The following is an 11,524-nucleotide window of genomic DNA, read 5'->3' as shown; positions in this document are numbered from 1 at the left end:
GACGGCGCGCCGGGCCAACCGCGGTCAGCGCGCGACGGAGCGCTGGCGGCCGTAGATGAGCAGCATCGTGATGATGACGGTACCGTAGATGATCTGGCGGTACGCCTCTTCCATCTGCATCACGTTCAGAACGCTCTGCAGGAGGACGATCAGGATCACGCCGATGACGGTGCCGGAATAGCGTCCTTGCCCGCCGAGGATTGTCGTCCCGCCCAGGACGACCGCGGCGATGGACGGCAATAAGTATTGGTCGCCCATCGCCTGGAAGGCGCGCGCCGAATAGCCGGCGAGGGACATCCCCGCGATCACCGCGCACAGCGAGCACATCAGGAACGCCGCCATGATGACGAGCCGCGTCTTCACGCCCGACAGGTAGGCGGCGGCCTCCTGGTTGCCGATCGCGTACATGTACCGGCCGAGGGCTGTGCGGGTCAGCACGAAGACGAGCGCCGCCGAGACCAGCGCCCAGAGGACCACCGAGTGCGGCACCCCGAGGGTGCGGTCGGCGCCGAGGAAGACCATCACGTCCGTCGCCGCGCTCTGCGGCGCGTGCCCGCCCGTCAGCATGACCATCAGGCCGAGGAGCACGGTGTTCATGCCGAGGGTGAAGATCATCGACGGCACCCGCAGGAACGCGACGCCGAATCCGTTGACGAGCCCCACCGCCAGGCCGAGCGCGAGCCCGGCGAGGTCGCCCATCACGCCGCCGATGGCGGTGGCGATCATCGCCCCGGAGGTCATCGTCCAGGGCACCGAGAGGTCGATGTGGCCGAGCAGGATGACCATCATCATGCCGGCCGCGGTGATCCCAAGGAACGCGCCGGAGTGGAGCTGCAGGACGAGGTAGTTGGGCGACAGGAAGGTCGCGGTGCCCTGCGTCTTCAGCGTGTAGGCGGTGCCGACCGCCAGGATCAGCACGATGAAGACGAGGCCGATGACGATCGGCAGGTCGAGCCGGAAGCCCGGGCGGCGGGACGGCATGGACGGAGAGCTCATCGGTCCGGACCTCAGGTAAAGAGCGAGAGGCGGTTCTTGACGCGCAGGACGCGCGCCGCGCCGAGGCTGACCGCAAGGAGGAGGATGAGACCCTCGAAGAGGGGCTGGAGCAGCGGATCGGCGACGAAGCCGATCGCGGCGCCTTCCGGGATCACGCGGAAGATGAACGTGATCGAACGCAGCACCAGCGCCCCGAAGATGGTGCCGATCACCCCGCCGGTCCCGCCGTAGAGCGACGTTCCGCCGATCACCACCGCCGCGATGGAGCGGAGAGTGTACTCCGCCGCCTGGGGCGCGTCGGCGTTGCCGGATCCCATCTGCAGCGTCAGGTAGACTCCGGCGCAACCGGCGAAGAAGCCGGCGAGCGTGAAGGCGGCGATCTTGGAGCGGTCGACGTTGAGGCCGGACATGTACGCCGCCTGCTCGTTGGAGCCGACCGCGTAGCAGCCGCGGCCGAGCACGGTGGCGCGGAACGGCAGCCACACCAGGAAGACGATGAGGGCGAGGAAGATCGCCTGCATCGGCAGGAGGCCGATGGGGCCGACGTCTTCCCAGAGGCCGAAGGTGTAGCCGAGCTCGTTGATGTCGTTGGTGAGCGCCCAGGCGATGTCGGCGTTGACGTTGCCGCCGGGCGTCGGCCGCAGGATCAGCGCCGCGCCGAGGTAGATCGCACCGGTGGCGAGCGTCGCGATGATCGGCTGGATGCGGCCGTAGACGATGACGCAGCCGTTGAAGAAGCCGCACGCCGCGCCGAGCGCCAGCGCGCCGACGACCCCGGCGAGGACCGACCCGCCGCTCTCTGCCATCACCACCGAGCCGAAACAGTTGGTGAAGGTCATGAGGGGGCCGACCGAGAGGTCGAGGCCGCCGACGAGGACGGCCATCGTCTGCGCCATGCCGACGAAGATAAGCGCCAGCGTCTCGTTGGCGTTCTGCAGGACGACGTTGATGCCCCAGTTCGGGTGCAGCACCGCGTATGTGCCGTAGAGGACGCCGAACAGCGCGATCGCGAGGAGGATGCCGGCGTTGTAGCGCACGAAACGGTCGAGGGCGCTCATGCGGCCGCTCCCGACAAGTTGAGGGCGGCGGAGACGATGTTGGTCTCGGTGATGTCGTCACCCGCGAGCTCGCTGACGACGCGGCCCTCGTACATGACGAGCACCCGGTCGCAGCAGCCGATCAGCTCGGCATAGTCGGTGGTGTAGAGGACGACGGCCGCGCCCTGGTCGGCGAGGCGGCGCAGGAGGGCGTAGATCTCCTCCTTGGTGCCGACGTCGATGCCGCGCGTCGGGTCGTTGAGGAGGATGATGCGCGGGTTCGTCAGCAGCCACTTGGCGATGACGACCTTCTGCTGGTTGCCGCCGGACAGCGTCGCCACGGGCGAGCCGAGGTCGCCCACCTTGATCTGCATCTCCGCCACCATGCGGCGGATGTTCTCGGCCTCCGCCGCGCGGTCGATGACGACGCCCTTCGTGACGCTCCCCAGCGAGGCGGCGGTGATGTTCTCGCCGACGCTCATCGGCAGCATCAACCCCTCCGTCTTGCGGTCCTCGGGGATGAGCGCCATGCCGATCTCGGGGCGCTTGGCCGCGGACGGCGAGCCGATGCGCTGCGGCGCGCCGTCGATCTTCACCGTCCCGCCGACCGAGGCGAGGACGCCGAAGAGCGCCAGCAGCAGCTCGCGCTGGCCCTGTCCGTCGAGCCCGCCGATGCCGACGATCTCGCCCCGTCCGACCGACAGCGACACGCCGTTGAGGGCGGGCGGGAAGGTGAGGTTCTCCGCCTCGAGGATCAGCGGCGGCGGGGCGATGCGTCTGGGCTTCGCCGGGTAGACGTTGGCCCACTCGCGGCCGATCATCATCTGCACGATCGCGTCGTCCGAGTGCGTGCCCTTGGCGAAGGTGTCGACGCGCTGGCCGTTGCGGAAGACCGACAGCGTGTCGGCCAGCTCCTCGATCTCGTGCATGCGGTGGGAGATGTAGAGGAGGGCGAGCCCGTCGGCCCGCAGCTTGTGAAGGATCTCGTAGACCTTTTCGACATCCGCCGCGGTCAGCGCCGAGGTCGCCTCGTCGAGGATGAGGAGGGTCGGGTCGCGGCCCAGCGCCTTGGCGATCTCGACCATCTGCCGGCGCGACAGCGGCAGGTCGCGGATGCGGGTCGACGGGTTGATGTCCTCGCAGCCGACGCGCGCGAGGAGCGCCTCGGCGCCGCGGCGCTGGGCGCGCCGGTCGATCAGGCCGAGCCGGGTGCGGGGCGGGTCGGTGATGAAGATGTTGTCGGCCACCGTGAGGTCCGGCAACAGCGACAGCTCCTGGAACATGCAGACGATGCCGGCGGCCGTCGCCTCCTGCGGGGAGGCGAAGGCGCGTGGCGTGCCGTCGACGACGAGCGTGCCGGTATCCGGCGTCACGACCCCCGAGGCGATCTTGATGAGGGTGGATTTGCCGGCGCCGTTCTCGCCCAGCACGGCATGGATCTCGCCGCGGCGGGCGACGAAATCCACGTCCGTGAGGGCTTTCACGCCACCGTAGGCCTTGGAGATGCCGCGCATCTCAAGGAACGGGGTTTGAGGCTCGCTCATCGACGGGGCCGGTCTCAGTTGTCTTTCTCGGACTCGGCCATGATCTCCGGCGCCGTGATGTTGACGTTGCACGGCGGGAACTCGTTCGGCGTGAAGAAGTCGTCGGGGAGGTTGGACCAGTAGTTCACGCCGTCCTCGACCGTCTCGAAATCGACGGAGGGGATCGGCACCGAGATCATCTGCGGCATGACGTTGCCCTGCAACGCCTCGAGGGCGGCCTTGATGGAGATGGCGACGAGGCCGGGCGACTGGCCGTAGGACAGGCCGATCAGGCCCTCGCCCGAGTGCTCGGCGATCTGCTTGCGGAAGCCGTTCTCGGCCTCGCCGGCGATCGGCACGAACGGGTGGCCGGCGGCCATCATCGCCTGCACCGTGCCGTTGGTGCCGCCCTGGGAGAAGACGCCGTCGAAGTGGCCGTGGACGGCGATCGCGTCGGCGGTGACGCGCTGGGAGTCGCCCGGCGCCCAGTTGCCGACGACCTCGACGATCTCGAAGTCGTTGCCGTCCGCCTCCATCACGGAGCGGAAGCCCTCGTGTCGGTCCCGGTCGACCGAGTTGCCGGGGACGCCGCGCACCTCGAGGATCTTGCCCGACTTGCCGACGTGGTCGATCAGCCAGTTCGCGGACATCACGCCCATGGCGTACTGGTCCTCGTTGACCTGCATGACGTCCTTCGAGTCGAGGAGGCCGTCGAAGGGGACGAGGACGACGTCGTTGCGGTTGGCGAGGCGGATGACGCGCTCGAAGCCGGTCGGGCTGTTGGCGATGGTGATGATCGCGTTGTAGCCCTGATTGATGAAGTCCTCGATGGCGCCCATCTGCGCCGCGGCGTCCGTCCCGACCGAGACGACCTTGAGGTCGGAGACCAGCGGGGCGATCTCCTCCTGCTCGACGAAGGCCTTGGCGGTCTTGATCATCTGGATGCGCCAGATGTTGCCGACGAAGCCGTTCACGACCGCGACCTTGAAGGGGCCTTCCTTGGCCGGCCACTGGAAGTGGGCCGTGTCCTCCGCCCACGGGGCGAAGCATTCGGGCATGTAGCCGGGGCCGTCGACGGTCTTGGGGCGCGCGTCGGCCGCGGTGGCGGCCAAAACGAGGGCGCTCGCCATCGTGGCGCACGCCATCATCCGCTTGATGGGCATCGTGTTTCCTCCCGTTTTCGACATTCGAGGTCGTTTTCGTTTGAGCGTTCGAACGCCGCTCATTTGGCCGGAATGTTAAAGCAGCCGGCGCAGGGTGTGGAAATCGGGTCCGGCACGGTGAGCGTGTGCCGGAGGGACGGCGCATATCCTTCAGTCTGATTTTAAAGGCGAAGTGGCCGGATTCCGGTGGGACCGGGGCGGCTCCGCACTACGCGAGCCGCAGGCCAGGGACAGGGTGACGGGGACGGTGGAGAGGGCGATGGCGCGGTGGTTGATGCTGGACGTCGACGGGGTCGTCGTGAACGGGCGCCCCGGGGACGGCGGGTCGTGGGCCACGGACATCGAACGCGATCTCGGCATTTCGCCGGACGCCCTCCAGAGCGTCTTCTTCGCCGCGCACTGGGACGCGATCGTGACCGGCCGTGCCGACCTCGGCGACGTTCTGGAGGCCTGCCTGCCCGCGCTGTCGCGCTCGGTCACCGCCGTGGACGTCATCGACTACTGGTTCGCCCGGGATTCGGCGGTGGACGAGGCTGTCCTCGCCGACTGCGACGCCCTGCGCGCCGGCGGCACGCGCATCGCGCTGGCCACCAACCAGGACCACAGGAGGGCCGCCTACCTGATGGACCGCCTCGGCCTCGGCCGGCACGTCGATGCCATGGTCCATTCCGCCGCCCTCGGCGCGCGAAAGCCGGACCGTGCGTTCTTCGATGCGGCGGCGGTGCGCGTCGGTGCGGACCCGGGCGACCTCGTCCTGGTCGACGATACGGCCCGCAACGTCGATGCGGCGCGCGAGGCCGGCTGGAGGGCGATCCATTGGACGAAGGGGGCGCGCCTGGCCCGTCTCGTCGCGGGCTGACCGCGTCCGGCCGGGCGCCGCCGGGTCCGGAGCCCGGCGGCGCCTGCGGGAACCGGGCCTAGAAGGCCGGCACCGTCTGGCGGCGCTTCTGCATCGCGATCACCAGCGCGATGATCAGGAAGGCCGGGATGTAGAAGAGCTCCTTCGGAAGCCGCTCGGTCGGCGTCTGCACCGACTCCAGGATCACCGGCTCGTCGGCATAGAAGTCGAAGTCCTGCGACAGGTAGGCGAACGGGGTGGCGGGGAACGGCTCCTCCACTGTGACCCGGTCGCCGTCCTCCATGAACTCGAGGCCGATGTCGGCGAGGCGGTCCTGCCCGGTCGCGCCTTCGCCCGGCCGCACCACGAGGTAGATCGATGGCCGCTGGTCCGGGTTGTTGAAGTCCGTCCCCTCGAGCTGGAGGCGCATGATGGTCCCGGGCTCGACCTGCTCGGCCACCTTGTAGACCTCGCTGCCGGGATGGATCGCGTAGGGCGGCTGGACCATGTCGAGCGCGAGGCCCGGCCGGAACAGGAGCCCCGCGGCGAGGAGGAGCAGCACCGTCTCGAAGATGTTGTTCTTGGTGAAGAAATAGCGCTGCGTGGCGGCGGCGAAGGCGAGCATCGCGACCGTGGCGATGATGAACGCCTTGATCCCGGTGAAGACGTCGACGAACTGGGCGACCGGCTTCCCGTCGACGAACACCACGTGCATCAGCAGCAGCTCGGTGTTGAAGATGAACAGGAACGGCAGGAGCGCGGTGCGGATGTCGTACCCGAAGCCCTGGAAGCCGGTCTTGATCGGGTCGCCGCCGGATATGCCCGCCGCGGCGTAGGCCGCGAGGCCGACGGGTGGCGTGTCGTCGGCCAGGATGCCGAAGTAGAAGACGAAGAGGTGCGCCGCGACGGCCGGGATGATCAGCCCTTCCGACGCCGCCAGCGAGATGATCACGGGCGCCATCAGGGACGACACGACGATGTAGTTCGCCGTCGTCGGCAGACCCATGCCGAGGACGAGGCTCATGATCGCGACGAGGACGAGCATCGCCATCAGCGAGCCGCCCGCGAGCTGCTCGATCAGCGCGCCGACGACCTGGTGCGCGCCGGTCAGCGAGATGGTGCCGACGATGATGCCGGCGGCGCCCGTGGCGACCGCGATCGGGATCATGTTGCGCGCGCCGCCGACCATGCCGTGGAAGAACTCGTCGAGCCCGCGCATGAAGCCGGCGCCGATGCCCTTGCCGCCGCGCAGGACGGCTTTGATCGGATGCTGCGTGAGGGCGATGAAGATCATCGCGGCAGTCGCCCAGAAGGCGGAGAGCCCCGGCGACAGCCGCTCCACCATCACGAGGTAGAGCAGGATGATGATCGGCAGGATGAAGTGGAGCCCGGTCAGAACCACCGCGCCGGCCCGCGGCATCTCGTGCAGCGGGGCGTCCGGATCGTCGATGTGGAGGTCCGGACGGGCGGCCGCGATGATCAGGCACAAGAGGTAGAAGGCGAGGAACATCAGCGAGGCCGTCAGCAGCCCCGCCCCGGGGAACTGCGCCCGCAGGAAGCCGAGCGCGTAGTGCACGAAGAAGCCCAGCGCCGCGATCGCGATGAAGCCGACCAGGAAGCCGCCGAACTTGCGCGCGGTCGACCGGGCCTTGGTGTCGGCATGGGGCGGCAGGCCCTTGAGGCCGAGCTTCAGGGCCTCGAGGTGCACGATGTAGAGGAGGGCGATGTAGGAGACGACCGCCGGCAGGAAGGCGTAGACGATGAGGTCGGTGTAGGGCGTGCCGGTGAACTCGGCGATCAGGAAGGCCGCCGCGCCCATCACCGGCGGAGTGAGCTGGCCGTTGGTGGACGAGGCCACCTCGACCGCGCCCGCCTTCTCGGCCGGGAATCCGGTCTTCTTCATCAGCGGGATCGTGAAGGTGCCGGTCGTCACCACGTTGGCGATCGACGAGCCGGAGTAGATGCCGGAGAGGCCCGAGGCGACCACCGCGGCCTTCGCCGGACCGCCGCGCAGGTGGCCGAGGAGGCCGAACGCGATCTGGATGAAGAAGTTGCCCGCGCCCGCCCGCTCGAGGATCGCCCCGAACAGCACGAAGAGGAAGATGAGCGTCGCCGAGACGCCCAGCGCGACGCCGAAGACGCCTTCGGTCTGCATCCAGAAGTGCCACATCGCCTTGCCGTAGGAGGCGCCGGCCCAGCGCATCACGTCGGGGAAGATGTCCGACGAGCCGAAGAAGACGTAGGCGAGGAAGACCGACACCACGATGAGGAGCGGCAGGCCGAGCGCGCGGTAGACCGCGACGCCGACCAGCACCATGCCCGTTGTCGACACGATGAGGTCCGTGGTGGTCGGAAGTCCGGAGCGGCGGGCGATCTGGTCGGCGAAGATGACGAGGTAGAGGCAGACGAAGGCGCCGAGCGCGGCGAGGAGGAAGTCGTACCAGGGAATGCGGTCGAGCCGCGCCTTCGGGAAGAGGGGGAAGGCCATCGCCACCAGCACCAGCGCGAAGGCGAGGTGGATGGCGCGGATTTCCGTGTTGTTGAAGATGACGTGGAAGGGGACGGCCTTCTGCAGGATGAACGGCAGCGGCGAGATCACGTAGAGCTGGAACAGCGACCAGATGAACGCGATCCCCGGGATCAGCCAGGCCTGCCAGCCCACCGGGTTGCGGGCGCCGGTGTCGACCGATGCGACGAGTTCATCGCCGGACGTCGCCGCGCCCGGCGCATGGGGTGATGTGGTGTGGGTCGTCATCGGCCACTTCCCTTTGTCTCTCCGCCCACGGTCGCCGCTTTCGCTTCGCGTCCCTTTGGCACCGGCCAGCGTTCCATGCTTTTCATCTGAGTCAAAGAGGTTTTCTTTTCTGCGAAGACGGAGGACGGCATGGCGTTCGAGGGTGGCATCGAGGCAACAAATTCAGAGGATCAGGCCGCCCTGGGGCTGTTGCGCTTTTGGATCGATGCAGGACCGGAGCGCTGGTTCGACCGCTCCGACCCGTTCGACACGTCGTGCGGCGACTACCTCGCGATGTGGGAAAAGGCGCGGGAGGGTGCGTTCGACGCGTGGACAGCGACGGCGGCGGGCAGCCTCGCGCTGATCATCCTGCTCGACCAGATTCCGCGCAACGTGTTCCGTGGCGACCCGCGCCAGTTCGCGGCCGACGGCAAGGCGCTGGCGGTGGCGCGGCGGGCGGTGGCGAAGGGCCACGACCGGACGCAGACCTGGCCGATGCGCAACTTCTTCTACCTGCCGTTCCAGCACGCGGAGGACGTGGCCGCGCAGGAGGAGGGGCTCGACCTCTACCGCCACGGCGCGCCGCAGGACATCTACTACTATGCGCTGGTCCACGCCGATGCGATCCGCCGGTTCGGCCGCTTCCCGCATCGCAACGCCGTCCTCGGGCGCGAGACGACCGAGGCGGAGAAGGCCTACCTGGCCTCGGGCGGCTTCGGCGCCTGAGGCAACGGCCGAGGTCGCCGCGAGCGGCCCCGGGTGGCGCCCTTGGCGCCGGCGCCGGATCGTGCCCGGCGGCTCAGGTGTAGAGCCGTTCGCCCTCGAGGCCCTTGTAGAGACCGGCGACCTCGTCGGCGTAGCCGTTGAAGAGCTGGGTGGGGATGCGTTCCTCCGAGCCGAGGGGCATCTCCGTCGCCTGGCTCCAGCGGGGGTGCGGCACCTCGGGGTTCACGTTGGCCCAGAAGCCGTACTCGTTGGCGGCGAGCTTCTCCCAGAACGAGACCGGGCGCTGGTCGGTGAACGTGAAGCGCACCAGCGACTTGATCGACTTGAAGCCGTACTTCCACGGCAGCGCCAGGCGGAGCGGAGCACCGTTCTGCTTCGGCACCGGCTTGCCGTAGACGCCGGTGACCATGAAGGCGAGCGGGTTGGTCGCCTCCTCGATGGTGACGCCCTCGGTGTAGGGCCAGGGGTACCAGGACTGACGCTGGCCGCTCGCCACCTGCGGGTTCTCGAACGTCTGCATCAGGACGTACTTGGCGCCGGCCTTCGGACGGGCGAGCTTGACGAGCTCGGCCATCGCGAAGCCCGACCACGGCACCACCATCGACCACGCCTCGACGCAGCGGTGGCGGTAGATCCGCTCCTCGAGCGGCATCTGGCGGATCAGGGTGTCGATGTCGACCGTCTGCTCCTCCTCGACCATGCCGTCGAGGATGACGGTCCAGGGACGGAGGGGGAGCTTCTGGGCGCCGTCGTAGATGCGTTTATGGGACCCGAACTCGTAAAAATTGTTGTAGGTTGTGGCGAGACCTTCGTCGGTCAGCGGCCGGCCGCCGGTGTACGCCTCGTTCCTCTGGACGGGGTAGAGGTCGGTGGTCGGGTCGGGCTCGGTGTCGGTCGGCGGGGTGTTGGCGCCGAACAGGTTGTCCAGCAGTCCGGCGTGTGCGGACGGTGCGGCGAGCGCCGCGCCGATCACGCCGAGGCCGGCCGACTTGATGAGCGAGCGACGAGCAAGGAAGATCGATTCAGGCGTCGCCGCACGCTCGGGGAGCGCCCATCTAGGCTTGATGAAATTCGGCATGTTGCGCCCCTTCACATTGGCTTCGCAAAGTGTGCTCAAACTAGGGTCGAGTGGTGAACCCTCAAATGAAGCTTACGTGAGGGTCGACCTGAAGGATGATACGGGCGTGTTGCGTCGAACAGCCAAGATTTTCGCGGTGCTGCTGGCCGCGGTCGCTATAATCGTGTGTGCGGTGCTTTCCAGCGCAGCCAGTCTCGTGATTCTGCTCGTGGCGGGAGCGTTCGTGCTGCGACCTCGCGCCGCGCACGCCGGAATCGTCGCGCAAGTGGAGGACGAGGCGGGCGCGCCGCTGTCCTCCGACGCCAAGGCGCTGCTCGACACTTCGCCCGATGCGTGCATCGTCATCTCGCAGGACGCGACCATCCTGTGGGTCAATCGCGCCGCGCGCGAGCAGATGGGCATCGTCAGCATCGGCAGCCCCATCTCCTTTGCGCTGCGCGTGCCCGAGCTGGTGCGCGCCGTGGAGCGGGCGGGCCGCTCCGGCCTGTCCGAGCGTGCCCGCTGGGCCGAGAAGGTGCCGACCCGGCGCTACTACGAGGCGTTCATCTCGCCGCTGGAGCTGACGGGGGAGGGGGGCGAGCCGGTGCAGGCGATGGCCGTCTACGTCCACGACCTCTCCGAGCAGCAGCGTCTCGAGCGCATGCGCGAGGACTTCGTCGCCAACGCCAGCCACGAGCTGCGCACCCCGCTCGCCTCGCTGACCGGCATGATCGAGACCCTGCAGGGCCCGGCGCGCGAGGACGCCAAGACGCGGGACCAGTTCCTCGCCCTGATGCGCGAGCAGGCGGACCGCATGAAGCGCCTCACCGACTCGCTCCTGTCGCTGTCGCGGATCGAGATGCGCAGCCACGTGCGCCCGACGGAGATCATCGACTGCGCCGAGATCACCCGTTACGCGGTGGAGATGACGCGCGGCATCGCCGACGAGGCGAACGTCACGCTGGAGCTCGCCGTGGCGGAGGAGACGCTGCCGATCCGCGGCGATTCCGACGAGATGGTGCAGGTGCTGAACAACCTCATCGAGAACGCGGTGAAGTACGGCAGCGAGGGCGGGCGCGTGCTGATCGGTGCGGCGCGGGAGGACACCGTGTCCGGCCCGGTGGTGGCGATGTCGGTGCAGGACTTCGGCAAGGGCGTCCCGCCGGAGCATGTTCCGCGGCTGACCGAGCGCTTCTATCGCGTCGACATCGAGGAGTCGCGGGCGCGGCGCGGGACCGGGCTGGGGCTGGCGATCGTGAAGCACATCATCAACCGCCACCGCGGCCGGCTGACGGTGAGGAGCCAGCTCGGCGCCGGCTCGACCTTCACCGTGCGCATCCCGCTGGCAGAGGTGCCGGAGCCCGTGTCCCGGCCCGACTGACGCGCGCAGGGCCCCGGCGGATACTCTGCAGACAAGGTTTTTCCATAAAGGCCCGCACTCCAATAAGTT

The 11,524-nt window shown here is 68.4% G+C and carries 9 protein-coding genes; 3 read left to right on the top strand and 6 right to left on the bottom strand.

What is annotated here, in order from left to right; genetic code table 11:
- Positions 1–24: 24 nt before the first annotated feature.
- Genes DLJ53_RS01240 through DLJ53_RS01225 form a run of 4 tightly spaced genes read right to left on the bottom strand, consistent with a single transcriptional unit; the run spans position 25 to position 4,719 of the window.
- Positions 25–996: an ABC transporter permease gene (locus DLJ53_RS01240; RefSeq protein ID WP_202912947.1), complete on the bottom strand. Its 972-nt coding sequence runs from the start codon at positions 994–996 to the stop codon at positions 25–27.
- A gap of 11 nt (positions 997–1,007) precedes the next feature.
- Positions 1,008–2,054: an ABC transporter permease gene (locus DLJ53_RS01235; RefSeq protein WP_111341637.1), complete on the bottom strand. Its 1,047-nt coding sequence runs from the start codon at positions 2,052–2,054 to the stop codon at positions 1,008–1,010.
- Positions 2,051–3,577 carry a sugar ABC transporter ATP-binding protein gene (locus DLJ53_RS01230; protein WP_111341636.1) on the bottom strand — a complete coding sequence of 509 codons (1,527 nt, stop codon included), beginning with the start codon at positions 3,575–3,577 and terminating at the stop codon, positions 2,051–2,053. Before DLJ53_RS01230 ends, DLJ53_RS01235 begins: the two co-directional genes overlap by 4 nt.
- Positions 3,578–3,591: 14 nt before the next feature.
- Entirely contained in the window at positions 3,592–4,719 is a 1,128-nt protein-coding gene (locus DLJ53_RS01225; protein WP_111341634.1) for a sugar ABC transporter substrate-binding protein, read from the bottom strand.
- Positions 4,720–4,978: 259 nt separating this feature from the next.
- Between DLJ53_RS01225 and DLJ53_RS01220 the strand changes: the two genes are divergently transcribed.
- Entirely contained in the window at positions 4,979–5,578 is a 600-nt protein-coding gene (locus DLJ53_RS01220; protein ID WP_111341633.1) for an HAD family hydrolase, read from the top strand.
- 58 nt (positions 5,579–5,636) lie between these two features.
- On the opposite strand, the gene DLJ53_RS01215 is transcribed toward DLJ53_RS01220, so the two are convergent.
- On the bottom strand, positions 5,637–8,312 hold the full coding sequence (locus DLJ53_RS01215; protein WP_111341631.1) for a TRAP transporter permease: 2,676 nt from the start codon (positions 8,310–8,312) through the stop codon (positions 5,637–5,639).
- 129 nt (positions 8,313–8,441) lie between these two features.
- Between DLJ53_RS01215 and DLJ53_RS01210 the strand changes: the two genes are divergently transcribed.
- Positions 8,442–9,017, top strand: a complete 576-nt coding sequence (locus DLJ53_RS01210; RefSeq protein WP_111341629.1) for a DUF924 family protein — start codon at positions 8,442–8,444, stop codon at positions 9,015–9,017.
- 73 nt (positions 9,018–9,090) lie between these two features.
- Here the strand turns inward: DLJ53_RS01210 and msrP are convergent, their stop codons facing one another.
- Positions 9,091–10,095, bottom strand: coding sequence for a protein-methionine-sulfoxide reductase catalytic subunit MsrP (msrP, locus tag DLJ53_RS01205; protein WP_111343935.1), 1,005 nt, complete (start codon positions 10,093–10,095; stop codon positions 9,091–9,093).
- Between the two features lie 223 nt (positions 10,096–10,318).
- On the opposite strand from msrP, the gene DLJ53_RS01200 reads away from it, so the two are divergent.
- Complete coding sequence (locus DLJ53_RS01200; protein WP_146619855.1) at positions 10,319–11,455, top strand: ATP-binding protein; 1,137 nt, start codon at positions 10,319–10,321, stop codon at positions 11,453–11,455.
- Positions 11,456–11,524 lie beyond the last annotated feature (69 nt).

The organism is Acuticoccus sediminis (assembly GCF_003258595.1).
Lineage (GTDB): Bacteria > Pseudomonadota > Alphaproteobacteria > Rhizobiales > Amorphaceae > Acuticoccus > Acuticoccus sediminis.
This window is presented reverse-complemented; position numbering and strand designations above follow the sequence as displayed.

Coding starts and splice junctions, on each gene's coding strand:
- DLJ53_RS01230 (WP_111341636.1), bottom strand. CDS start 3,577: ATGAGCGAGCCTCAAACCCCGTTCCTTGAGATGCGCGGCATCTCCAAG.
- DLJ53_RS01210 (WP_111341629.1), top strand. CDS start 8,442: ATGGCGTTCGAGGGTGGCATCGAGGCAACAAATTCAGAGGATCAGGCC.
- DLJ53_RS01225 (WP_111341634.1), bottom strand. CDS start 4,719: ATGCCCATCAAGCGGATGATGGCGTGCGCCACGATGGCGAGCGCCCTC.
- DLJ53_RS01235 (WP_111341637.1), bottom strand. CDS start 2,054: ATGAGCGCCCTCGACCGTTTCGTGCGCTACAACGCCGGCATCCTCCTC.
- msrP (WP_111343935.1), bottom strand. CDS start 10,095: ATGCCGAATTTCATCAAGCCTAGATGGGCGCTCCCCGAGCGTGCGGCG.
- DLJ53_RS01220 (WP_111341633.1), top strand. CDS start 4,979: ATGGCGCGGTGGTTGATGCTGGACGTCGACGGGGTCGTCGTGAACGGG.
- DLJ53_RS01215 (WP_111341631.1), bottom strand. CDS start 8,312: ATGACGACCCACACCACATCACCCCATGCGCCGGGCGCGGCGACGTCC.
- DLJ53_RS01240 (WP_202912947.1), bottom strand. CDS start 996: ATGAGCTCTCCGTCCATGCCGTCCCGCCGCCCGGGCTTCCGGCTCGAC.